A 22,021-nucleotide genomic window follows, 5' to 3' on the forward strand; every position below is an offset into this window, starting at 1 on the left:
GCAGGCTGGCCTCCCTCACCAGCCGGCATCTTGAATCAGATTTCCCGGCGCGCCGGAATCCCTAACGATTCCGTCAGCTGAGAAACTGCTCTAGCCGTCGGCCGACCGGCGGCTCTGCTCGCTGCCGAAGTAGTAGCCGATGACCAGGGTGACGACCGGCAGGATCACCGAGGAGAGCAGCTGGATCAGCCGCTCGGCACCGGTGTCCCATTCGGCGACCGCGAAGCCGGCCCAGATCGCCACGACGATGAAGACGACCGTGCCGAGGCAGGCGATCAGGAACAGCCAGACGACCAGCTTGGCGATCAGCGAGCGGTCGGCGGCCTGGACCTTGGCGAGGTGGTCGACGAGGCTCTCGCGGGTCTGGGTGACCCCGGCCCTGACGTCGCTGACCAGAGCATCGAGGGAGGCCAAGTCGGCGCCTGACGCGTCCGATCCGGCTATCGCGGCGGGATTGCTCCGCGGTTCGCTCGCTGACGCGTCGCTCACGTTCAGCCCCTTTCGCCGAAGACGGCGCTACTTCACCAGCTGCTTGACCTTCTCCGAGACGCTGCGCGCCGTCAGGGCGGCCTCGCGGGCCTGCTCGATCAGGACGCGTCGCCGCGCCGGGTCGCTCTCCGCCCTCGCCTGCTCGGCGAGGCTCTGTGCCTTGGCCAGCTCAGCCTCTGCGATATCCTGGAGATTGCTGGCGGTGCCCAGGTAAGCAGACTTCGAGAACGAACCGGCGAAGCTGCTGCTTTTCCTCTTCTGCACGTCGACGCTCCGAAAAGGCGGGTGCCCCCAATCCAACAACCGACCCAAATATAGTGCCGCCGTCGGCTCTACGCCAGCCGGAAGGGGCGCGCCTTGGCCAGGCGGTCGAACTCGACCAGCGTCTCCAGAAGCGCCGGGAAGGCCTTGAGCGGCACCATGTTCGGGCCGTCGGAGGGCGCCTTGTCGGGGTCCTGGTGGACCTCCACGAAGACGCCGGCGACGCCGATCGCCACGGCCGCCCGGGCCAGGGCCTCGACGAACTCGCGCTGGCCGCCCGAGCTGCCGCCCTGCCCGCCCGGCTGCTGCACCGAGTGGGTCGCGTCGAAGATCACCGGCACGCCGCTGTCGCGCGCCATGATCGGCAGGGCGCGCATGTCGGAGACCAGGGTGTTGTAGCCGAAGGAGACGCCGCGCTCGGTCTGCAGGATCCGGTCGTTGCCCGAGCCGCGGATCTTGTCGACGACGTTCTTCATGTCCCAGGGCGCGAGGAACTGGCCCTTCTTGACGTTGACCGCCGCGCCGGTCGCGGCCGCCGCCACCAGCAGGTCGGTCTGGCGGCAGAGGAAGGCCGGGATCTGCAGCACGTCGACCGCCTCCGCGACCGGGGCGCACTGCTCGGGCGCGTGGACGTCGGTCAGCACCGGGATGCCGAGGCTCTCGCGGATCTCGGCGAAGATCGGCAGGCTGTCCGCCAGGCCGAGGCCGCGCTGCGCGCCGAGCGAGGTGCGGTTCGCCTTGTCGAAGGAGGTCTTGTAGACGAGGCCGACCCCGGCCCTCGCGCAGACCTCCTTCAGCGCCCGGCTCATCTCCAGGGCGTGCTGCCGGCTCTCGAGCTGGCAGGGCCCGGCGATCAGCGCCAGCGGGCGGTCGTTCGCGAAGGTGACGGACCCGACCTCGACGGCATGCGCCGCGGTACCGGGCCCTCTGGCCGACTCAGGCAAGGAATTCCGCTCCTACATCAGGCGCGACTGCTCGACCGCCGCCCGCACGAAGGAGGTGAACAGCGGGTGCGGATCGAAGGGCTTCGACTTCAGCTCCGGGTGGAACTGTACACCGATGAACCAGGGATGGCTCGCGACCTCGACGATCTCGGGCAGCTCGCCGTCGGGCGACAGGCCGGAGAAGTGCAGGCCGACCGCCTCGAGCGCCGGCCGGAGGTTGACGTTGACCTCGTAGCGGTGGCGGTGCCGCTCGCTGATCTGGCGCTGGCCGTAGATCTCGGCGACCTTGCTGCCGGCCTCCAGCACCGCGGGATAGGCGCCGAGCCGCATGGTGCCGCCCAGGTCGTCGGCGTTGCCGCGGCGCTCGACCGCGTTGTCCTTGACCCATTCGGTCATCAAGCCGACGACGGCCGGGTCGCAGGGCCCGAACTCGCTGGAGCCGGCGCCGGACATGCCGGCCAGGTGCCGGGCCGCCTCGATCACCGCCATCTGCATGCCGAAGCAGATGCCGAAGTAGGGCACCTTGCGCTCGCGGGCGAAGCGGGCCGCGGCGATCTTGCCCTCGCTGCCGCGCTCGCCGAAGCCGCCCGGCACCAGGATGCCGTGCACGCCCTCGAGCTCCTGGACGTGGCCGTCCTTCTCGAAGATCTCGGAATCGAGCCAGTTGATCCGGACCTTGACGTTGTTGGCGACGCCGCCGTGGGTCAGGGCCTCGGCCAGCGACTTGTAGGCGTCGATCAGGCTGGTGTACTTGCCGACCACGCCGATCGTCACCTCGCCGTCGGGATGGCGCAGGATCTCGGTGATGCGGTCCCAGGTCTCGATGTCCGGCGCCGGCGTCTCCAGCCCGAAGTGGCGGCAGACGACGTCGTCCATGCCCTCCTCGTGATAGGCGCGCGGCACGGCGTAGATCGTGTCGACGTCGAGCGCCTGGATCACCGCCTCCTCCCGCAGGTTGCAGAACAGCGCCAGCTTGCGCCGGGCGTCCTGGCCGATCGGGTGCTCGGAGCGGCAGAGCAGCATGTCGGGCTGGATGCCGACCGACTGCAGCTCCTTGACCGAGTGCTGGGTCGGCTTGGTCTTCAGCTCGCCGGCCGAGGTGATGTAGGGCACGAGCGTCAGGTGCACGAACATCGAGCGGGCCCGGCCGAGCTCGTTGCCGAGCTGGCGGATCGCCTCGAGGAACGGCAGGGACTCGATGTCGCCGACCGTGCCGCCGATCTCGCAGATCACGAAGTCCTCGTCGCGCAGGTCGCCGCGCACGAACTCCTTGATCGCGTCGGTGACGTGCGGAATCACCTGCACCGTCGCGCCGAGGTAGTCGCCGCGCCGCTCCTTGGCCAGGATCTTGGAGTAGATCTGGCCGGTCGTGACGTTGTCGCTGCGCGTCGAGGCGACGCCGGTGAAGCGCTCGTAGTGCCCCAGGTCCAGGTCGGTCTCGGCCCCGTCGTCGGTGACGTAGACCTCACCGTGCTGGTAGGGGCTCATGGTCCCCGGATCGACGTTGAGATAGGGATCGAGCTTGCGCAGGCGGACCTTGAAGCCGCGCGCCTGCAGCAGGGCACCCAGTGCCGCGGAAGCCAGACCCTTGCCGAGGGAGGAGACCACGCCGCCGGTTATGAAGATGAACCGCGCCATGGGCCCCCACTATTGCGACGGTCGCGCGCTCGGGCAAGCGCGTTGGTGGCTGGACAGCATGCAGGCTCCGCAGGGCTAGGCAAACGGCGGGCCCGGGCGACAGCCGCCCGGCCGCCGGAGGCCGAAGAAAGAGAGGGTCGAAGGGGATCCGGTGCGCGCCCCGAGTCGCGGGCGCCGCAGCGGGACGGAGGACGAGGTCGCCGGACCCGGCTTGCCGGACCGGGGCTACGGGACCGGGACTACTGGACCGGTACGCTGGGCGCCGCGGGCTCGCTCTTGGCGGCACCGCCGGTCGCCGGCGCCGTGCCCGAGGTCGAGCCGGGCGCCGCCGCGCCGCCGCTGCCCGCCGGCGCCTGGCTCTCGCCGGCCGCCGGCGGCGTGCCGGTGTCGAGGATCGAGGTCGGCGCGCTGGTGCGCGAGCTGCCGGTCAGGATCGCCAGCGTGATCGAGCTGACCATGAAGAGGGTCGCCAGGATCGCCGTCGTCCGGGTCAGCATGTTGGCCGTGCCGCGGCCGGTCATGAAGCCGGCCATGCCGCCGCCCCCGCCGCCGCCGATGCCGAGGCCGCCGCCTTCGCTGCGCTGCAGCAGCACGACGGCGATCATCGCCAGGGCGATCACCAGGTGGACGATCAACAGGATCTGGATCATGAGGGCACTTCTTCCGGGCTCGAGCGGGAACGCGACGAACGGCGGCCCGCGCCCGGGCCGGGGCGGTCGCCGTTGCCGGGCTATTTAATAGGTCGGCCGCCCGATGGCTAGAGCGGATGCGGACGGCCCGCCAGCGATACCACCCTAGCCCGCCGCCTGGGCGATGCGCCAGAAATCGTCGGACTTCAGGCTGGCGCCGCCGACCAGGGCGCCGTCGACCTCCGGCGCGCGCAGCAGCTCGGCGGCGTTCTCCGGCTTGACCGAGCCGCCGTAGAGGATCCGCACCGCCGCGGCGGCCCCGGCGCCGAAGCGCGCGGCCAGGGCGCCGCGGATCGCCTGGTGGACCTCGGCGGCATCGGCCGGAGTCGCGGTCTTGCCGGTGCCGATCGCCCAGACCGGCTCGTAGGCCAGGACCAGGCGCTCGGGCTCGAAGGACTCCGGCAGGCTGCCGGCGAGCTGGCCGGTGACCACGGCCAGCGCGCGGCCGGCGTCGCGCTCGGCCGCGGTCTCGCCGACGCAGACGACCGGCACCAGGCCCTCGGCGAGCGCCGCCTCGGCCTTGGCGCGCACCAGGGCGTCGCCCTCGCCGTGGTCGTGGCGCCGCTCGGAGTGGCCGACGATGACGTGCGAGCAGCCGAGGTCGGCCAGCATCGCCGCCGAGATGTCGCCGGTGTGGGCGCCGGAGGCCGCCGGGTGGCAGTCCTGGGCGCCGAGCGCGACGCCGCTGCCGGCGAGCGCCCGGTGCACCGTCTCCAGCAGGGTGAAGGGCGGACAGACCAGGAGGTCGCACTCGGGCAGCTGCGGCTCGTCGGTCTCGCGGGCCCGGTGCATGCGCTGGGCGATCTCCTCGGCCAGCAGGCGCCCGTCGGCGACCCGCCCGTTCATCTTCCAGTTGCCGGCGATCAACGGTCGGCCCATGGCCCCGCTCCCTCTTCGTCTTCTTCGCCTGGGGACTCCTCCCCGGCCGCCCCCGGTCGGGCGGCACAGGTGCTTAGCACGCAGGGGGGCCTGCAAACCAGCCCGCGGCGCCTTCCCGCACGGGCGCCGGGCGGCGGTTGCCGTGCTCCGGCAGCGCACCTAATATGCGCCGCCCTCCGCCTTCGCGAGGACAGGCTTCGCGACCCGGCCTTGCGGGACGGCCGGACGACTCACCCGGTTCCACGGACAGGTTCAATGGATAAGCTGCGCGGCATCGTCGCCAAGATCTTCGTCATCGTTCTCTTCGGCCTGCTGATCCTCAGCTTCGCGATCTGGGGCATCGGCGACATGCTGCGCCAGCACGGCGACAAGCCCGTGGTCGCCGAGGTCGGCAGCCAGGAGATCACCGAGCAGGTCTATCGCCGCGAGATGTCCGAGACGATGAACATCCTCTCGCGCCGCATCGGCAGCCAGGTCGACATGCAGATGGCGCAGTCGCTGGGCCTGCCCCAGCAGGTCCTGCAGCGCCTGATCACCGACAAGCTGATCACCGAGGAGGCCAGGCAGCGCGGGCTGATCGTGACCGACACCCAGGTGCGCGACGCGATCTACGCCAACCCGGCGTTCCGCGGCCCGGACGGCAAGTTCGACCGCTCGCGCTACGAGCAGACGCTGTTCCAGGCCCAGCTCAGCGAAGCCGGCTACGTCGCCGACCTGCGCGAACAGCTGCTGCAGCAGCAGCTGACCACGGCGCTCGGCGCCGCGATCGAGCCGCCGGCCCTGCTGGTCGACACGCTCTACCGGCGCGAGGCCGAGCAGCGCCGCGCCGACTGGGTCGAGATCAAGCTGGCCGACCAGCCCGAGGTGGCGCTGCCGGACGACGCGACGCTGAAGGCCTACTACGACAAGCACAGCGACGCCTTCATGGCGCCGGCCTACCGCTCGGTCAGCTTCGTCTGGCTGAAGCCCGAGGACCTGATGGACGAGGTCTCGATCGACGAGAAGGCGGTGCAGGCCGAGTACAAGAACAACCTCGAGGCCTACGTCGAGCCCGAGACGCGGACCCTGGAGCAGGCGGTCTACGACAGCAAGGAGGCCGCCGAGGCCGCCTACAAGCGGGTCGAGGCCGGCGAGGACTACGCCAAGGTCGTCAAGGAGACGACCAAGGCCGACCCGGTGCCGCTCGGCACGGTCGCGAAGAGCGCCCTGCCGCCGGTGCTGCGCGACGTCGCCTTCGGCAGCAAGGCGCCCGGCGTGCTGGCGCCGGTCGAGAGCAGCTTCGGCTGGCACCTGATCAAGGTCGAGGCGATCAAGGACGGCGAGCATCCCGACTTCGCGACGGTCAAGCCGAAGATCGAGGCCGCGCTGAAGCGCCGCCAGGCGGTCGACGCCCTGGTCTCGATCGTCAACCAGCTGGACGACGAGCTGGGCGGCGGCGCCACCCTGGACGAGGCCGCCAAGAAGCTGAACCTGAAGCTGCGCAAGATCCCGGCGGTCGACCGCCAGGGCACGGCGCCCGACGGCACCGCCGTGACCCCGCTGCCCGCGCCCCAGCAGTTCCTGAAGCAGGCCTTCGAGACCGCGGTCGGCGAGCAGTCGCTGGTCCTGGAGACCGAGCAGAACGGCTACTTCGTGCTGCGCGTCGACGGCGAGACCCCGGCCAAGCCGAAGCCCTTCGAGGCGGTCAGGGACCAGGTCGGCAAGCTGTGGCAGAAGGACCAGGAGCAGGCCGAGGCCTGGAAGCGGGCCGACGCCCTGCAGAAGCAGCTCGACGAGGGCCAGACCCTCTCCAAGGTCGCCGAGGCGGCCGGCCTGACCGTGACCGAGGGCAAGCCGGTCAAGCGCGACGCCCAGGAGCCCTCGGCGGCGCTGGTCCAGGCGCTGTTCGACGCCAAGAAGGGCAAGAGCGTCACCGCCGAGGGGCCGGACGGGCCGATCGTCGCGGTCCTCCAGGACATCCAGGAGCCGGACCCGGCGAAGGCGCCGCAGGAGGTCGCACAGATCCGCGAGAACCTGACCAAGCGCATGCGCGGCGACCTCTTCGACCTCTACCTGCGCGCCCTGCAGCAGCGCCACGGCGTCCAGGTCTACCAGAATCGGATAGACCAGGTGCTGGCGGGCCTCTAGGCCGACGGTCACCGAGGGAGCGCCGCCTGTCGTCGACCACGTTGTCCGCGACGGTGCAGTCACGCGTCGTGGTTCGACAGGCTCACCAGGAAGCGACGGATCGTTTGAGGGCCGAAGGGATGCGAAACCGTAGCGCGACGCGATCGCCGGGCCGCCCCTGCCCACGCGCAGCGACGAGGTCAGTGACCCCATGGAAGTGACGCCCGACTTTCCGGCCTTCGAGGCCGCCTACAAGGCCGGCCGGCCGCAGGTCGTCTCGACCCGCCTGATCGCCGACCTGGAGACGCCGGTCTCGGCCTATCTCAAGCTCGCCGAAGGCCGGCCCTACTCCTGCCTCTTCGAATCGGTCGAGGGCGGCACGACGATCGGCCGCTACTCCTTCATCACCATGAAGCCGGACCTGATCTGGCGCTCCAAGGGCGGCCGGGCCGAGATCAACCGCAAGGCGCGCCACGCGCCGCAGGCCTTCGAGCCGCTCGACGGCCCGCCGCTCGAGGAGCTGCGCAAGCTGGTCCGCGCCAACGCCCTGGAGCTGCCCGCGGGCGCGCCGCCGATGGCCGCCAACCTGATCGGCTACATGGGCTACGACATGGTGCGCCACATGGAGCGCCTGCCCGACGAGAACCCCGACGTGCTGGGCGTGCCCGACGCGATCTTCGTGCGCCCGACCGTGACCTGCGTCTTCGACCGGGTCGAGGACCTGATCACCGTCTTCACGCCGGTCTGGCCGCAGGACGACGTCGGCCCGACCGCCGCCTACGACCGCGCCCTGGAGCGCCTGGCCGAGGTCGCCCAGGACTTCGAGCGCGCCCTGCCCTACCGCCGCTCCTGGCAGGACGAGATCGACGCCCTGCCCGAGCCGGTCTCGAACATGACGCCCGAGGCCTACAAGGCGATGGTCGCCAAGGCCAAGGAGTACGTCTACGCCGGCGACATCTTCCAGGTCGTCCTGGCGCAGCGCTTCTCGGTGCCCTTCCGCCTGCCGCCCTTCTCGCTCTACCGGGCGCTGCGCCGGCTCAATCCCTCGCCCTTCCTCTTCTACCTCGACCTCGAGGGCTTCTCGCTGGTCGGCTCCTCGCCCGAGGTGCTGGTGCGCCTGCGCGACGGCCGCGTGACGATCCGCCCGCTCGCCGGCACGCGCCCGCGCGGCGCGACGCCCGAGCGCGACCGGGCGCTGGCCGAGGAGCTGCTGGCCGACCCCAAGGAGTGCGCCGAGCACCTGATGCTGCTCGATCTCGGCCGCAACGACGTCGGCCGGGTCTCGAAGATCGGCTCGGTCGAGGTCACCGAGAAGTTCGTCATCGAGCGCTACAGCCACGTCATGCACATCTCCTCGAACGTCGAGGGCGAGCTCGACCCGAAGTACGACGCCATCGACGCCCTGGTCGCCGGCTTCCCGGCCGGCACGGTCTCCGGCGCGCCCAAGGTCCGCGCCATGGAGATCATCGAGGAGCTGGAGCCCGACCGCCGCGGCCCCTACGGCGGGGCCGTCGGCTACTTCGGCGCCGGCGGCGCCATGGACACCTGCCTCGCCCTCCGGACCGCCCTGGTCAAGGACGAGACCATGTACATCCAGGCCGGCGCCGGCATCGTCGCCGACAGCGACCCCGAGTCCGAGCACCAGGAGTGCCGCAACAAGGCCCGGGCCCTCGTGCGCAGCGCCGAGGAGGCCGTGAAGGTCGCGGACCGGACGGGCGGAAGGAACCGGTAGCGCTCGCGCGGAACGGCCGCCGGCCTGCCTACCGGCGGGACAGGAAGGAGCGCACGGCGGCGATCGTGGCGGCCGGCTGCTCCTCCATCAGCCAGTGTCCGGAATCCGGGACGACCAGCTCCGTCACGTCGACGGCGGCGTTGCGCATGACCACCGCTTCGTTGGCGCCGAAGGACTTCTCGCCGCCGATCGCGAGCACCGGCATGGTCAGCTTCGTCGCCATCGCCGCCGCGTTGTCCGCCGCGTCCTGCCGGATCGAGCGGAACTGGGCGAAGGCGGACCGCATGGCGCCCGGCCGGGCGTAGAGCGCCGCGTAGTGCGCCCGCGTCGCTTCGTCGATCTTCGAGGGATCGCCGGCGAACTCGTTCCAGAAGCGGTCGAGATAGATGCGCTCCCGTCCCGCCACGAGTCGCTCCATGTCCGGCCCGCCGAAATCGAAATGCCACAGCAGCGGGCTGCGGACGATCTGGTCCCAGGGCGGAATGCCGGGGACCGGCGCGTCCATCACGATCAGCTTCCCGGTGCTGTCGCGATAGCGGGCCGCATAGGCGTAGGCCACCATGGTGCCGATGTCGTGCCCGACGATCGCGGCGCGGTCGAGACCGAGCCGGGTGAGCACCGCCCGGACGTCGGCGGCCTGGGTCCGCTTGTCGTAGCCGCCTTCCGGGTGGCTCGACAGCCCCATGCCGCGCAGGTCCGGCACCACGGTCGTGTGATCCCGCGCGAGGTCGACCGCCAGAGGCGCCCACATGTCCCCGGTGTCGCCGAAGCCGTGCAGCAGCACGACCGCGGGGCCCTGGCCGCCGACGCGGACGTGGATGACCGCGCCGTCGGTCTCGATCTCCCGGGTCCGCGGTCTCCGGAAAAGCCGGCGCCTCCGCCGCCGCCGGACCGGCGATCGCGGTCGCCGCAAGAGCGCCCGACAGGACCTTCAGCATCGCGCACCTCCCGCCGTCAGAGAGCCGCTGGCCCGACCGTCGCGCAGCATGACGACCAGCAGGGCGACGTCCAGCGGCGCGACGCTAGCACGAGCGGGGCAAGTCGGACAGGTCGCTCGCAAGGGGCACCGGCGGCGACGTCGCGGTGCAAGCCCATCCTTCAGGCCGTCGTCGTCCCCACCTCGGCGGGCATGACGGCCACGAGGGGCCCCGACGGCCCGAACCTGGCCGGCGGTCAGAGCGCCGCTGCCCGCGCGCCGGTCTCGACGGGCAGGTAGGGCGCGACCGCCGCCATCGCCCGCGTGACGTACTCTTCCTTCTGGCCGACCGGCGCGACGTAGTGCAGCGCGGCCTCGGCCGCCGCGCGGCTGGCGCCGCGCAGCAGGATCCAGGCGGCGAGGTACTGGGAGGCGAGGCAGCCGCCGGCGGTCGCGACGTTGCCCGCGGCGTGGAAGGGCTGGTCCAGGACCCGGACCCCGGCCTCGACGACCCAGGGCCTGGTCGTGAGGTCGGTGCAGGCCGGCCGGTCGCCGAGCAGCCCGAGCCTGGCGAGCAGCAGGGTTCCCGAGCACTGGGCGCCGATCAGCTGGCGCGCCGGGTCGAGCCGCAGCCGGGCGAGCAGGCCAGGGTCCCGCGCGATCTCGCGCGTCTTGACGCCGCTGCCGAAGAGCACGGCATCGGCGGCGGCGGCGAACTCCAGCGGCCGCTCCGCCTGGACGGTGACGCCGTTCATCGAGGTGACGGTCTCGGCGGGACAGGTGACGAAGGCCTTCCAGCCCTGCGGCCTCATGCGGTTCAGGATGCCGGCCGCGACGAAGGAGTCGAGCTCGTTGAAGCCCTCGAAGGTGAGCACGGCGATCTGCATGGCGGAGGCCCTTACCCGACAGGGTTTCGGATCGGCCTGCGAACCCTGCCCCCGCCCACGTCCGTCGGGCAACCGGAACATTGCCTCCGGTACAATTCCGGCCGATGGTCATCGGCCTCGCGGCCGGCGCGGCTGCCGTGCGCCCGCGGTGCGCGCCGGAAGCCATCGAAGAACGAGTACCCGCGCCAGGAGCGACCGCTCATCGCTCCTTCGCCGCTGTCGCCTCGACCAGCCAGCAGGCCGCCGTGAAGCGCGCCTCGCCCTCCGCCACATAGGCCGCGAAGGCCGCCTCCAGCGCCGCGACCACGCGCGCCCGCGTCGCCGCGTCGGCCTGCTGCAGGGCCGTGCCGACCGGGCCCATGCGGGTGATGTAGCGCTGCAGGTCGGCCGCGGGCAGGCGGCAGGGAACGTCGAGGGGGCGGAGGGCGACGGCGGTCCAGCCGCTGTCCTCCAGGATGCCCCGCACCCGCTCCGGGTCAGCGAAGGCGAACTGGCCGGGGGCGTCGGGCACTCGCGGCGGCAAAGGCGGCAGCAGCGGCGCGGCGGCGCGCTCGGCGGTGGTCATGAAGGGGTTCTCGCCGGGGCTGCGCCAGGCGATGCAGCGCAGGGCCGCGCCCGGCTTGGCGGCGGCGCGCAGGTTGGCGAAGGCACGCACGGGATCGTCGAAGAACATCACGCCGAAGCGCGAGACGATGAGATCGAAGGCCGCCGGCTCGAAGGCGTGGCCCGCCGCGTCGGCCTGGAGGAAGCGGGCCGGCGAGCCTTCCGCCGCGGCGCGCTCCCGGGCGCGGGCCAGCATCGGCGCCGAGAGGTCGAGGCCGAGGCAGCGGCCGCCGGGCCCGAGGCGGCGGGCGATCGCCAGGGTCGTGGCGCCGGTGCCGCAGCCGACGTCGAGCACGCCGGCTGCGGAGCCTTCCGGGACCTGCCCGGCGAGCAGCCGCTCGAAGGGCTCGAACAGCGCGTCGAGCGCCGCCTGCGCCTCGACCCAGGCCCGGCCGGCCGGTCCGTTCCAGCGCGCCGCCTGGTCGCCGCCCGGCGCCGCCTCCTGCATCCCATTCCGCGCCTTCCGCTCGTCCATCGCCGTCGCCTTTCGCTTGCCGTTTGCGCTCTCGAAGACGACCCTGCCACTTCAAGCCGACTTGAGGTCAAGTCCCGAAGGAGCGGCCCATGCAGGACCTGGACATCGCGGCGGTGGCGCGGCGCTCCGGCCTGCCCGCCTCGACGCTGCGCTACTACGAGGAGAAGGGGCTGATTGCCTCGATCGGCCGGCGCGGGCTGCGCCGCCTGTTCGATCCCGGCGTGCTGGAGCGGCTGGCGCTGATCGCCCTGGCGCGCGCCAGCGGCTTCTCCCTCGACGAGATCGCGGCGATGTTCGCGCCGGACGGCACGCCGCGCATCGACCGGCAGCAGCTCGCAGCCAAGGCCGAGGAGCTGGACCGGACGATCCGGGACCTGAGCGCCCTGCGCGACGGCCTGCGCCACGCCGCCGCCTGCCCGGCGCCGAGCCACCTGGAATGCCCGACCTTCCGCCGGCTGATGCAGGCCGCGGCCGCGGGAACGATCCGGGCCCCGCGCAGGCGGGTGCCGCAGCCGGACTGATGCGCGGCCGGCAAGGCCGCCGCCGCGGCGCCTTCGCGCTTGACTCACGAATAACCAAACAGTTATGGATTGATTCATAGACCATTGGTTATGGATCATGACGCCAGACCCCCGAGACCTGCTCTTCAGATCGCTCGCCGACCCGACGCGCCGGGCGCTCTTCGAGCGGCTGTGCCGCGACGGCGAGCAGACGGTCGGGGTCCTGACCGCGCACGCCGGGATCTCGCAGCCGGCCGTCTCGAAGCACCTCGGCGTGCTGAAGCGGGCCGGGCTGGTGCGCGACCGCCACCAGGGGCGCCAGACCCACTACAGCGCGCTGCCCGGCGCCCTGGCGCCGCTGATCGACTGGACGAGCCAGATGGCCGGCTTCTGGGAAGGCCGGTTCGACCGGCTCGAAGACCTGCTGAAGAGGATGGACCAGTGACCACAAGCACGACCGAAACGCTCTCCGTCGTCGTCGAGCGCGAGATCCCGCACCCGCCCGAAAAGATCTGGCGCGCGCTGACGCAGCCGCAGCTGATCGAGGAGTGGCTGATGAAGACCGACTTCCAGCCGGTCGTCGGCCGGCGTTTCGACCTCAGCGCGGACTGGGGCAGCGTCGACTGCGAGGTCCTGACGATCGAGCCGAACCGCACGCTGTCCTACAGCTGGGCGGCCCATGGCCTCGAGAGCGTCGTGACCTGGACGCTCACCCCGAGCGGCAGAGGCACCCGCCTGCGCATGGAGCAGGTCGGCTTCCGGCCGGACCAGCAGCAGGCCTACCAGGGCGCCCGGCACGGCTGGCCGCGCTTCCTCGACAACCTGGAGCAGCTGCTGGCGCGGGCGGCGTGAGGGCACGCGGCGCCGGGACGGATCGGCTCGGCGTCGGTGTCATTCTATCGTCAAGGATGGCTTCATCCTGAGCCTGTCGAAGGGTGAAGCCATTCGGCGCTGCCGGTGCCACCTTCGCTTCACCCTTCGACAGGCTCAGGATGAAGCGAACTAGGTGCGTCAAGGATACGCCTACACCCACACCTCTCGGAACGAAATTGGGAAACGACCATGACGACGAACGAAGCACCGGAGACCCGGTCGCCGTCCGAGCTGATCGACACGCGGATCGCCGAGCTGGGCGACTGGCGCGGCGCGCTGCTCGGCCGGCTTCGCGGCCTCGTCAGGGAGGCCGCTCCCGAGGTCGTCGAGGAGTGGAAGTGGCGCGGCGTGCCGGTCTGGTCGGACCACGGCATCCTCTGCACCGGCGAGACCTACAAGGCCGTGGTGAAGACGACCTTCGCCAGGGGCGCGGCCCTCGATGACCCCTCGGGCCTGTTCAACGCCAGCCTCGAGGGCAATGCCCGGCGCGCCATCGACTTCCGCGAGGGTGCGGTGATCGACGAGGCGGCCTTCAAGGCGCTGGTGCGCGCCGCCGTGGCTCTCAACCGATCCAAGGCCAGGCGCTGATCCGCGCAGCCGGGTCCCGGCCGGCGACCACCGGACGCGGCCATCGGCGCTTGGCGCGAACCGCCCGCTCGTGCTCCCCTTGGGACGGTGCCCGCGCAGCCCTGTGCTGCCGGGCCCGAGTCTTGCGTCCGAAGGAGAGGACATGCGCCGGCTGCTCCGCCTCGCCCTGCTCGTCGCCCTGTCTCCGCTCACCTGCCTCGCCTGGCCCGGCACGTCCGCTGCGGTCTCGCCGCCGCCGGTCGAGGCGAGCCAGGGCATGGTCGTCACCGCCCAGCACTACGCCTCCGAGATCGGCGTCGAGATCCTGAAGGCCGGCGGCAACGCCGTCGACGCCGCGGTCGCGGTCGGCTATGCCCTGGCCGTCGTGCATCCCTGCTGCGGCAACCTCGGCGGCGGCGGCTTCGCGACGCTCCACCTGGCCGACGGCAGGGACAGCTTCCTCGACTTCCGCGAGAAGGCGCCGGAGGCCGCGACCGAGACCATGTACCTGGACGCCGCCGGCAACGTCGTGCCGGGCCTCAGCCTGCGCGGCTACAAGGCGGTCGGCGTGCCGGGCACGGTGCTCGGGCTGGAGACCCTGCGCCAGCGCTACGGCACCATGACCCGCGCCCGGCTGATGGCGCCGGCCATCGCGCTGGCCCGCGACGGCTACCTCCTGACCAAGGGCGACGCCGAGATCCTGAAGCGCGGCGCCGAGGCCTTCGCCGGCGAGCCCAACGTCGCGGCGATCTTCCTGAACGGGGGCCGGCCCTGGCAGGCCGGCGAGCGGCTGGTCCAGAAGGACCTGGCGGCAACCCTCGGGAAGATCGAGAAGGACGGCGCGGACGCCTTCTACAAGGGCCCGATCGCCGCGGCGATCGTGGCGGCGAGCCGGGCCCACGGCGGCCTGCTGACCCTCAAGGACTTCGCCGACTACACGGTCCCCGAGACCGCGCCGCTGCGCTGCGGCTACCGCGGCTACGAGATCCTCTCGTCGCCGCCGCCGAGCTCGGGCGGCACGACGCTCTGCGAGATCCTCGGGGTGCTCGAGGGCTACCCGATGGCCCGGCTCGGCTTCCACTCCGCCGCGGCCGTGCACCTGATGGTCGAGGCGATGCGCCACGCCTACGTCGACCGCAACTTCTCGCTCGGCGACCCGGCCTTCGTCGACAACCCGGTCGCCGAGCTGCTGTCGCCCGCGCACCTGGCGGCGATCCGCCAGGCGATCGAGCCGGAAAAGGCGACACCGTCGAGCGCGGTCAGGCCCGGCGTGCCGCCCCACGAGGGCACCCAGACGACGCACTTCTCGATCGTCGACAAGGACGGCAACGCGGTCTCGCTGACCTACACGATCAACGCCTTCTTCGGCGCCAAGGTGATCGCCGGCGACACCGGCTTCTTCCTCAACGACGAGATGGACGACTTCACCTCGAAGCCCGGCGTGCCCAACCTCTTCGGCCTGGTCCAGGGCAAGGCCAACGCGATCGCGCCCGGCAAGCGCCCGCTGAGCTCGATGAGCCCGACCATCGTGACCAAGGACGGCAAGGTCTTCCTGGTCGTCGGCAGCCCCGGCGGCTCGCGCATCATCACCATCACCCTGGAGGCGATCCTCAACGTCGTCGACCACGGCATGGACATCCAGGCCGCGATCGACGCGCCGCGCATCCACCACCAGTGGCTGCCCGACAAGGTCTTCGTCGAGCCCTACGCCCTGTCGCCCGACACCCGCGCGAAGCTGGCCGCCATGGGCTACGACCTCGTCGAGCAGCGCGGCTGGGGCGCGGCCGAGGGCATCGAGGTCGGCAGCGAGCCCGACCCCGCGGGCGGCGCCGCGCGGCGGGTGCTCTACGGCGCCAACGACGACCGCCGGCCGGCCGGCGCGGCCGCCGGCTACTGACCGGTGACTGACAGCGCCGCGAATTGGCGCTAGCCTTTCCCGGCGCGCCTCCGGGGGTGTCTCCGGGCGCCAACCGCGACGAGAGCGGCCGGCCAAAAGGCCGCCTCGAGGGGAGGAAAGGTCATGTCGGAAAAGCACTGGCTCGCCAGCTATCCCGCGCACGTCCCGGCCGAGATCGACCCGGACGCCTATCCGTCGGTCCTGGCGCTGCTCGAAGAGGCCATGACGCGCTACGCCGAGCGGCCGGCCTTCCGCTGCTTCGGGCAGACCCTGACCTACCGCGAGGTCGACCGGCTGTCGCGCGACTTCGCCGCCTTCCTGCAGGGCGGGCTCGGCGTCGCCAGGGGCGACCGGGTCGCGGTCATGCTGCCGAACGTCCCGGCCTTCCCGATCTCGCTGATCGGCATCGTGCGGGCCGGCGCCGTGCAGGTGAACGTCAATCCGCTCTACACGGCGCGCGAGCTGAAGGACCAGCTCGCCGACGCCGGCGCCGAGACGATCGTGATCTTCGGCGGCGTCTCGGCGGCGCTCGCCGAGATCGTCGGGCAGACGCCGGTGCGCAACGTCGTCACCGTCGGGCTGGCCGACGGCACCGGTGCAGCGCTGCCCAGCCCGCCGCCCGACCCGCGCCTCGAGGGCGCCGTCGGCTTCGCCGAGGCCCTGGCGCGGGGCGCCGCACTGCCCTTCGCGCCGGTCGCGCTGACCGGCGACGACCTGCTGTTCCTGCAGTACACGGGCGGCACGACGGGCCAGGCGAAGGGTGCCGCGCTGTCGCACCGCAACCTCGTCGCCAACACCGAGCAGTTCAAGGCCTTCCTGCCGGAGATGACGCGGCCCGGCGAGGAGGTCGTGCTGACCGCCCTGCCGCTCTATCACGTCTTCGCGCTGATGGTGAACTTCCTGACCTACTTCTCGCTCGGCGCCGAGAACTGGCTGGTGCCCAACCCGCGCGACCCGGAGGCCTTCGTCGACACCTTCGCCGCGGCGAAGCCGAGCGTCTTCACCGGGGTCAACACGATGTTCGGCGGCCTGGTGCAGCATCCCAGGTTCCGGGCGCTCGACTTCGCCGCGCTGCGCGTCTCGATCGGCGGCGGCGCGACCATCCTGCCGATCACCTCGGAGCGCTGGGAGGCCGTGACCGGCCGCCCGATCCTGGAGGGCTACGGCCTGTCGGAGACCTCGCCGGTGCTGACGCTCAACCGGCCGGGCGGCGGCTTCTCGGCGACCGTCGGCCTGCCCTTCCCCTCGACCGACATCGTCCTGCTCGACGAGACCGGCCGGGCGGTGCCGCTCGGAGAGGCCGGCGAGGTCTGCGTCAAGGGCCCCCAGGTCATGGCCGGCTACTGGCAGAAGCCCGAAGCCAACGCCACGGCCTTCACCGGCGACGGCTGGTTCCGCACCGGCGACATCGGGATCTTCGACGCCGCCGGGCAGCTGAAGATCGTCGACCGCAAGAAGGACATGATCAGCGTCTCCGGCTTCAACGTCTATCCGAACGAGGTCGAGGCGGTCGCCGCAGCCTGCGCCGGCGTCGCCGAATGCGCCTGCGTCGGCGCGCCGGACGAGAAGACCGGCGAGGCGGTCCGCCTCTTCGTCGTCCGGGCACCGGACACCGAGCTCTGTGCGGCCGACCTGATCGCGCACTGCCGCAAGGGCCTCGCCGCCTACAAGGTGCCGAAAGAGGTCGCGTTCCTGGACGCCCTGCCGAAGTCGACGGTGGGCAAGATCCTGCGCCGGGACCTGCGCGGCCGGCCCTGAGGCCACGCCTGGGCGCGACCGCCCGCGCCGACGCGGGCGGTCGACGATTTTCAACGTAAATACACTGTTAATTGCCGCCGCCCTATAAGTGCGGAGATGCCGCCGTGCACCACTAATACGTTCGAAGGCTAATCAATGGATGCCGAGCTGTCCGATGTCGGGCCGAGCTTCTATCCGCCGGCCGTGACGATGACGCCGCTGGGCCACAGCACGGTCTTCGAGATGCTGCCCCTGCCGGCCTTCATCAAGGACATCAATCTCGTCATCACCCACGCCAACCGGGCACTCTGCCGCTTCCTGGGCCGCCCGGCGAGCGACCTGATCGGCAAGACCTCGGCGCAGCTCGACATCGTCGACGCCGTGCTCCACCAGGACATCGACCGCCGCGTGCTGACCGAGGGCGGCACCGCGACCTCCCCGTTCGAGCTGCGGCTCAAGGGCCGCAAGACGGTGCGCGGCGAGATCTTCAAGATGCGCCTCGACGACGCCTATGCCCGACCGGCAGGCCTGCTCGTCCTGATCATCGACCGGACGGAGCAGCGCGCGACCGAGCAGCATCTCGCGGAGGCCGAGGCCCTGCAGCGGGTGGTGGTCGAGAGCATCTCCGACTCGGTGCTCCTGCTCGACGCCGCCTGCCGCTTCACCTTCGCCACGCCCAACGTGCGGGCGATCTTCGGCATCGATTCCGAAGAGGTGCTGTCGCGCCGGACACTCCGCGAGCTGATCGGCCGCGACACCTGCCTGCTCCGCTCGCTGCCGCGCGACCGCGAGACCCGCAACATCGAGACCAGCGTGCTGCGGCCAGACGGCTCGCGGCGCGACCTCCTGATCAACGCCAAGCCGATCAGGATCGGCAGCAGCCGCTGGCTGCTGAGCTGCCACGACGTCACCGAGCAGGTCCAGGCACTGCGCCGCCTCAAGGTCTCGATGGTCAAGACCGTCCAGGCGCTCTGTGCCACGGTCGAGCGCCGCGACCCCTACGTCATCGGACACCAGAATCGGGTCGCCGACATCGCGCTGGCGATCGGCCGCCGCCTCCGCCTCGACGAATCGCGCCTGGAAGGCCTGCGCCTGGCGGCGATCGTCCACGACATCGGCAAGATCAACGTGCCGAGCGACATCCTGAACAAGCCGGGGCGGCTCTCGGAGCCCGAGTTCGAGATCGTCAAGACCCACGCCGAGGTCGGCTACGAGATCCTCAAGGACATCGACTTCCCCTGGCCGGTCGCGCGCATGGTCCGCGAGCACCACGAGGCGATCGACGGCTCGGGCTACCCGCAGGGGCTGACCGGCGACCGCCTGCTGCTGGAATCGCGCATCCTGTCGGTCGCCGATGTCCTGGAGGCGGTGACCTCGCACCGGCCCTACCGGCCCGGGCTCGGACTCGAGAAGGCGATCGAGATCCTGCGCGCGCTGCGCGGCCGCAAGCTCGACGCCGAGGTCGTCGACGCCTGCCTGGAGCTGATCGAGCGCCAGGAGATCACGGTGCCCGGCTGGAGCACCGCCGAGTCCGCCTGAGCCGCTAGCTTCCGGCCGCGGCCGCGTCGCTGACCGCGCGCAGCAGGGTCAGCAGCGTGCGGTTGATCGGCGTCGCGATGCCGTGGCGTTCGGCGGCGGCGACGATCTCGCCGGTCACCGCCTCGATCTCCAGGGGCCGGCCGAGGGTCGCGTCGAAGTACATCGAGGTGCCGGTCTCGGCCGGATAGCTCAGCAGGATCGCCAGCATCCGCTCGGCCTCGTCGGGCTCCAGGCGGGCGCCTTCGGCGCGGCCGGCGGCGACGGCCTCCGTCAGCACCTCCAGGGCCAGGGCCTGGATCTCGGGCCGCCGGAACGCGACCTGGCGCTGGCGCACCAGCGCCGAGATCGGGTTGGCCGCCCCGTTCAGCAGCAGCTTGCGCCAGATCAGCGTGACGAAGTCGCCGCTCAGCTCGACCCTGAGCGGCGTGCCCTCGAACAGCCGGGCGAAGGCGCGCCCGGCCGGGTCGTCCGCCACGACCAGGTCGCGCGCGCCGACCGGATTGAGCCGCACCCGGACGCGATCCGGTCCGTCGGGCGCCAGCCGTTCGCCGTTGTAGTAGACGATGGCCGGCAGGGCGGCCGCTTCGCCCAGGAAGGGCGCGATGCGCTCGACCTGCCCCAGGCCGTTCTGCAGCACCGCGACCCGGGTCGAGGGGCCGCAGAGCCGCCGCAGCCAGGCCCCGGCCGCCGCGCTGTCGTAGGTCTTGGTGCAGAGCAGCACCCAGTCGACCGGTCCGGCCGCGTCGGGCCGGGTCAGGTTGCGCGGCGCCAGCTCGACGGCCGCGCCGGCACGCTCGAAGATCAGCGCCGGCAGCGGCCGGCGGGTGCAGGTGACGAGCGCGCACCGGCCGGCCTCGGCGAGGCAGCCGGCGACCACCCCGCCGACGCCGCCGAGACCGACGACGGCGACGGCCGGCGTGCCGGGCGCGTCCGGGATGGCAGGGGGCCGAGGCTCATCCGAGGTCATGGGCCCGCAGTGTCAGGAAGCGGCGGACGCCGTCAAGCGGCCCGCTTCGGCTGGCGTGGCGCCGCCGCCTCCTGGCGCTGCTCGCCCTGCCGCTCCAGCATCCAGCCGGGGTACTCGCGCGGCAGCGCGCTGACCGTGTCGAGCGTGGCCAGCTCCTCGGCGGTCAGCTCGACCTCGACGGCGCCCAGGTTGTCGGCCAGCTGGTCGACGTGGCGGGCGCCCAGGATCACGCTGCTCACGGCCGGCTGGTGCAGCAGCCAGGCGAGCGCCAGCTGCGGCACGGTGCAACCCTTGGTCCTGGCCATCGCGCGCAGGGTCTCGATGACGTCGTAGGCGCGGTCGCGCTCGACCGGCGGGAAGTCGAAGGTGGTGCGCCGGCTGCCCTGGGAGGCCGCCTGGTGGCGGCCGTACTTGCCCGACAGCAGGCCGCCGGCGAGCGGGCTCCAGACCAGCAGGCCGACCTGCTCAGAGGCCAGCATCGGCACGATCTCGCGCTCCAGGTCGCGGCCGGCCAGGCTGTAGTAGGCCTGCAGCGAACGGATCGGCGAGAGGTTGCGGCGCTCGGCGACGCCCAGGGCCTTGGCGACCTGCCAGGCCGCCCAGTTGGAGACGCCGAGGTAGCGGACCTGGCCGCGGCGGACCAGCAGGTCGAGCGCCTCCAGGGTCTCCTCGATCGGGGTCTGCGAATCGAAGCCGTGGATCTGGTAGAGGTCGATATGGTCGAGCTGCAGGCGCTTCAGGCTGGCCTCGACCTGGTCGAGGATGTGGCCGCGCGAGGCGCCGGCGCCGTTCGGGCCGGGCGCCATGCGGCCGAAGACCTTGGTCGCGACGACGACCTCGTGGCGGGGGATGCCGAGGTTGCGCAAGGCCTGGCCGGTGATCTCCTCCGACAGGCCGGCCGAGTAGACGTTGGCGGTGTCGATCAGGTTGACGCCGGCGTCGAGGGCCGTGCGCAGCAGGGCGTCGGCCTCCTGCTGCTGGACGGTGCCGACCTGACGCCAGATGCCCTCGCCGCCGCCGAAGGTCATGGTGCCGAGGCAGAGCTCGGAAACATAGAGGCCGGTCCGGCCGAGCTTGTTGTATCGCAAGGCTGAGCCCTCTCGCTTGATCGGGAATCGGGCGGTCGGCCCGGACGCCCGGAGCGCTGGCCGCACCCTTTCGAGATGTCTTCTGCGGCCCCGGCGGCTTAGCCCGATGTCCCGTGTTTTTTGCCCGATCCTGTCAAAAAGCCGGCCGGACCATCCTCCAGGCGCGCTCGGATGCCTATTCTTGCTGCTATGACCGAAATGCCGGGAGAGCCGATGGAGCCTCTGGACGAACTGCGCGACCTGATCCGGCGCCACTGCGGCGGCGGCCTCTGCCACAGCCCGCTGTCCGGCCTGACCCTGATGCGCTCGGACGCCACCACGGCGCCGATGCACGGCTTCTACCAGCCACGCTTCTGCGTCGTCGCCCAGGGCTGCAAGCGCGTACTGCTCGGCGAGCGGCTGTTCGACTACCGCGCCGGCGACTACTTCCTGGTCTCCGTCGACCTGCCGGTCAGCGGCGAGATTGTCGAGGCCAGTCCCGAGCGGCCCTATCTCGCCTGCTCCCTGGACCTTGAGCCGGCGACGCTGGCCGCCCTGCTGCTGGAGCTGCCCGAAGCCGCCCCCGACCTCCCGGCCGTCGACGGCGCGACCGCCGGCATGGCGATGCACGGCCTGACGCCCGAGCTGCTCGACCCGCTGCTGCGCCTGCTGCGCCTGCTCGACCGGCCCCAGGAGATTCCGGTGCTGGCGCCGCTGGCCCGCCAGGAGATCCTGTTCCGCCTGCTGCTCGGCCGCCAGGGCGCGATGCTGCGCCAGATCGCCCTGGCCGGCAGCCGGATCTCCCAGGTCGGCCGCGCCATCGACTGGATCCAGCGCCACTACGCCGAGACGCTGCGCATCGAGGCGCTGGCCGAGGTCGCGGGCATGAGCGCCTCGTCCCTGCACCGCCACTTCAAGGCCGTGACCGCGCTCAGCCCGCTGCAGTTCCAGAAGCGCATCCGCCTGCAGGAGGCGCGGCGCCAGCTGCTCGCCCGCCAGGCCTCGGCCGGCAGCATCGCCTTCGCGGTCGGCTACGAGAGCCAGTCGCAGTTCAGCCGCGAGTACAGCCGGCTGTTCGGCGCCCCGCCGCGGCGCGACGCGGCACGGCTGCGCCAGGCCTCGGTCGAGGAGCGGGAGGAGGTCGCGCAGCCGCTCTGAGCGGCGGAGAGCTTGCCCGCGGCGCCGAAATCCGGCAGGTCTGGCAACCGGGGCGCGACGGGGCGCCGCACCCCCGCTTCCGGTCCCTCGCCCGCTG

At 71.8% G+C, this 22,021-nt stretch carries 21 protein-coding genes; 10 read left to right on the forward strand and 11 right to left on the reverse strand.

The window, feature by feature from the left end:
* Positions 1-90: 90 nt before the first annotated feature.
* The 6 genes from B9O00_RS25280 to tpiA form a co-directional block, all read right to left on the reverse strand.
* Positions 91-414 (reverse strand): hypothetical protein, encoded by a 324-nt coding sequence (locus B9O00_RS25280; protein WP_085125503.1) that lies wholly within the window; start codon positions 412-414, stop codon positions 91-93.
* A 102-nt stretch (positions 415-516) separates the two neighbouring features.
* Positions 517-753, reverse strand: coding sequence for a hypothetical protein (locus B9O00_RS25285; RefSeq protein ID WP_085125504.1), 237 nt, complete (start codon positions 751-753; stop codon positions 517-519).
* A gap of 68 nt (positions 754-821) precedes the next feature.
* Positions 822-1,694 carry a 3-deoxy-8-phosphooctulonate synthase gene (kdsA, locus tag B9O00_RS25290; RefSeq protein ID WP_085125505.1) on the reverse strand — a complete coding sequence of 291 codons (873 nt, stop codon included), beginning with the start codon at positions 1,692-1,694 and terminating at the stop codon, positions 822-824.
* Positions 1,695-1,706: 12 nt separating this feature from the next.
* The gene (gene pyrG, locus B9O00_RS25295) at positions 1,707-3,332 is read right to left on the reverse strand and encodes a CTP synthase (RefSeq protein ID WP_085125506.1); all 1,626 of its coding nucleotides are present in this window, start codon (positions 3,330-3,332) and stop codon (positions 1,707-1,709) included.
* Between the two features lie 239 nt (positions 3,333-3,571).
* Entirely contained in the window at positions 3,572-3,982 is a 411-nt protein-coding gene (secG, locus tag B9O00_RS25300) for a preprotein translocase subunit SecG (RefSeq protein ID WP_085125507.1), read from the reverse strand.
* A 144-nt stretch (positions 3,983-4,126) separates the two neighbouring features.
* Complete coding sequence (gene tpiA / locus B9O00_RS25305; RefSeq protein WP_085125508.1) at positions 4,127-4,900, reverse strand: triose-phosphate isomerase; 774 nt, start codon at positions 4,898-4,900, stop codon at positions 4,127-4,129.
* Between the two features lie 255 nt (positions 4,901-5,155).
* Here tpiA and B9O00_RS25310 point away from each other — a divergent pair, with 255 nt between their 5' ends.
* Both B9O00_RS25310 and trpE read left to right on the forward strand, forming a co-directional pair.
* Entirely contained in the window at positions 5,156-7,027 is a 1,872-nt protein-coding gene (locus tag B9O00_RS25310; protein WP_085125509.1) for a SurA N-terminal domain-containing protein, read from the forward strand.
* 190 nt (positions 7,028-7,217) lie between these two features.
* Entirely contained in the window at positions 7,218-8,738 is a 1,521-nt protein-coding gene (gene trpE / locus B9O00_RS25315) for an anthranilate synthase component I (RefSeq protein ID WP_085125510.1), read from the forward strand.
* Between the two features lie 28 nt (positions 8,739-8,766).
* Here the strand turns inward: trpE and B9O00_RS25320 are convergent, their stop codons facing one another.
* The 3 genes from B9O00_RS25320 to B9O00_RS25330 all read right to left on the reverse strand — a co-directional run bounded on the left by B9O00_RS25320 (position 8,767) and on the right by B9O00_RS25330 (position 11,619).
* Positions 8,767-9,522, reverse strand: coding sequence for an alpha/beta fold hydrolase (locus B9O00_RS25320; RefSeq protein WP_200808661.1), 756 nt, complete (start codon positions 9,520-9,522; stop codon positions 8,767-8,769).
* A 389-nt stretch (positions 9,523-9,911) separates the two neighbouring features.
* Complete coding sequence (locus B9O00_RS25325; RefSeq protein WP_085125511.1) at positions 9,912-10,541, reverse strand: DJ-1/PfpI family protein; 630 nt, start codon at positions 10,539-10,541, stop codon at positions 9,912-9,914.
* A 199-nt stretch (positions 10,542-10,740) separates the two neighbouring features.
* Complete coding sequence (locus B9O00_RS25330) at positions 10,741-11,619, reverse strand: class I SAM-dependent methyltransferase (RefSeq protein ID WP_200808662.1); 879 nt, start codon at positions 11,617-11,619, stop codon at positions 10,741-10,743.
* An 89-nt stretch (positions 11,620-11,708) separates the two neighbouring features.
* Between B9O00_RS25330 and B9O00_RS25335 the strand changes: the two genes are divergently transcribed.
* The 7 genes from B9O00_RS25335 (at position 11,709) to B9O00_RS25365 (ending at position 18,732) form a co-directional block, all read left to right on the forward strand.
* Positions 11,709-12,140, forward strand: a complete 432-nt coding sequence (locus B9O00_RS25335) for a helix-turn-helix domain-containing protein (RefSeq protein WP_085125513.1) — start codon at positions 11,709-11,711, stop codon at positions 12,138-12,140.
* A 97-nt stretch (positions 12,141-12,237) separates the two neighbouring features.
* A complete protein-coding gene (locus B9O00_RS25340) occupies positions 12,238-12,564 on the forward strand; it encodes an ArsR/SmtB family transcription factor (RefSeq protein ID WP_085125514.1) in 327 nt (108 codons plus the stop codon).
* The gene (locus B9O00_RS25345; RefSeq protein WP_085125515.1) at positions 12,561-12,971 is read left to right on the forward strand and encodes an SRPBCC family protein; all 411 of its coding nucleotides are present in this window, start codon (positions 12,561-12,563) and stop codon (positions 12,969-12,971) included. Before B9O00_RS25340 ends, B9O00_RS25345 begins: the two co-directional genes overlap by 4 nt.
* 210 nt (positions 12,972-13,181) lie before the next feature.
* Positions 13,182-13,580, forward strand: a complete 399-nt coding sequence (locus B9O00_RS25350; protein ID WP_085125516.1) for a DUF1801 domain-containing protein — start codon at positions 13,182-13,184, stop codon at positions 13,578-13,580.
* Between the two features lie 142 nt (positions 13,581-13,722).
* The gene (gene ggt, locus B9O00_RS25355; RefSeq protein ID WP_085125517.1) at positions 13,723-15,456 is read left to right on the forward strand and encodes a gamma-glutamyltransferase; all 1,734 of its coding nucleotides are present in this window, start codon (positions 13,723-13,725) and stop codon (positions 15,454-15,456) included.
* Positions 15,457-15,579: 123 nt separating this feature from the next.
* The gene (locus B9O00_RS25360; protein ID WP_085125518.1) at positions 15,580-17,214 is read left to right on the forward strand and encodes an AMP-binding protein; all 1,635 of its coding nucleotides are present in this window, start codon (positions 15,580-15,582) and stop codon (positions 17,212-17,214) included.
* Between the two features lie 135 nt (positions 17,215-17,349).
* A complete protein-coding gene (locus B9O00_RS25365) occupies positions 17,350-18,732 on the forward strand; it encodes an HD domain-containing phosphohydrolase (protein WP_085125519.1) in 1,383 nt (460 codons plus the stop codon).
* A 4-nt stretch (positions 18,733-18,736) separates the two neighbouring features.
* Here B9O00_RS25365 and B9O00_RS25370 read toward each other — a convergent pair whose 3' ends face one another.
* Together B9O00_RS25370 and B9O00_RS25375 are read right to left on the reverse strand one after the other, a co-directional pair.
* Positions 18,737-19,699 (reverse strand): 2-dehydropantoate 2-reductase, encoded by a 963-nt coding sequence (locus B9O00_RS25370; RefSeq protein ID WP_085125520.1) that lies wholly within the window; start codon positions 19,697-19,699, stop codon positions 18,737-18,739.
* A gap of 32 nt (positions 19,700-19,731) precedes the next feature.
* Positions 19,732-20,787, reverse strand: a complete 1,056-nt coding sequence (locus tag B9O00_RS25375; protein ID WP_085125521.1) for an aldo/keto reductase — start codon at positions 20,785-20,787, stop codon at positions 19,732-19,734.
* 213 nt (positions 20,788-21,000) lie between these two features.
* On the opposite strand from B9O00_RS25375, the gene B9O00_RS25380 reads away from it, so the two are divergent.
* Positions 21,001-21,924 carry an AraC family transcriptional regulator gene (locus B9O00_RS25380; protein WP_089229803.1) on the forward strand — a complete coding sequence of 308 codons (924 nt, stop codon included), beginning with the start codon at positions 21,001-21,003 and terminating at the stop codon, positions 21,922-21,924.
* Positions 21,925-22,021 lie beyond the last annotated feature (97 nt).

The sequence above is a fragment of the Tistlia consotensis USBA 355 genome (assembly GCF_900177295.1).
GTDB classification, from domain to species: domain Bacteria; phylum Pseudomonadota; class Alphaproteobacteria; order Kiloniellales; family DSM-21159; genus Tistlia; species Tistlia consotensis.

Excerpts from the sequence above, each read along its gene's own strand:
- pyrG (WP_085125506.1), bottom strand. The coding sequence starts at position 3,332 with ATGGCGCGGTTCATCTTCATAACCGGCGGCGTGGTCTCCTCCCTCGGC.
- secG (WP_085125507.1), bottom strand. The coding sequence starts at position 3,982 with ATGATCCAGATCCTGTTGATCGTCCACCTGGTGATCGCCCTGGCGATG.
- tpiA (WP_085125508.1), bottom strand. The coding sequence starts at position 4,900 with ATGGGCCGACCGTTGATCGCCGGCAACTGGAAGATGAACGGGCGGGTC.
- B9O00_RS25310 (WP_085125509.1), top strand. The coding sequence starts at position 5,156 with ATGGATAAGCTGCGCGGCATCGTCGCCAAGATCTTCGTCATCGTTCTC.
- trpE (WP_085125510.1), top strand. The coding sequence starts at position 7,218 with ATGGAAGTGACGCCCGACTTTCCGGCCTTCGAGGCCGCCTACAAGGCC.
- B9O00_RS25325 (WP_085125511.1), bottom strand. The coding sequence starts at position 10,541 with ATGCAGATCGCCGTGCTCACCTTCGAGGGCTTCAACGAGCTCGACTCC.
- B9O00_RS25330 (WP_200808662.1), bottom strand. The coding sequence starts at position 11,619 with ATGGACGAGCGGAAGGCGCGGAATGGGATGCAGGAGGCGGCGCCGGGC.
- B9O00_RS25335 (WP_085125513.1), top strand. The coding sequence starts at position 11,709 with ATGCAGGACCTGGACATCGCGGCGGTGGCGCGGCGCTCCGGCCTGCCC.
- B9O00_RS25340 (WP_085125514.1), top strand. The coding sequence starts at position 12,238 with ATGACGCCAGACCCCCGAGACCTGCTCTTCAGATCGCTCGCCGACCCG.
- B9O00_RS25350 (WP_085125516.1), top strand. The coding sequence starts at position 13,182 with ATGACGACGAACGAAGCACCGGAGACCCGGTCGCCGTCCGAGCTGATC.
- ggt (WP_085125517.1), top strand. The coding sequence starts at position 13,723 with ATGCGCCGGCTGCTCCGCCTCGCCCTGCTCGTCGCCCTGTCTCCGCTC.
- B9O00_RS25360 (WP_085125518.1), top strand. The coding sequence starts at position 15,580 with ATGTCGGAAAAGCACTGGCTCGCCAGCTATCCCGCGCACGTCCCGGCC.
- B9O00_RS25365 (WP_085125519.1), top strand. The coding sequence starts at position 17,350 with ATGGATGCCGAGCTGTCCGATGTCGGGCCGAGCTTCTATCCGCCGGCC.
- B9O00_RS25370 (WP_085125520.1), bottom strand. The coding sequence starts at position 19,699 with ATGACCTCGGATGAGCCTCGGCCCCCTGCCATCCCGGACGCGCCCGGC.
- B9O00_RS25380 (WP_089229803.1), top strand. The coding sequence starts at position 21,001 with ATGGAGCCTCTGGACGAACTGCGCGACCTGATCCGGCGCCACTGCGGC.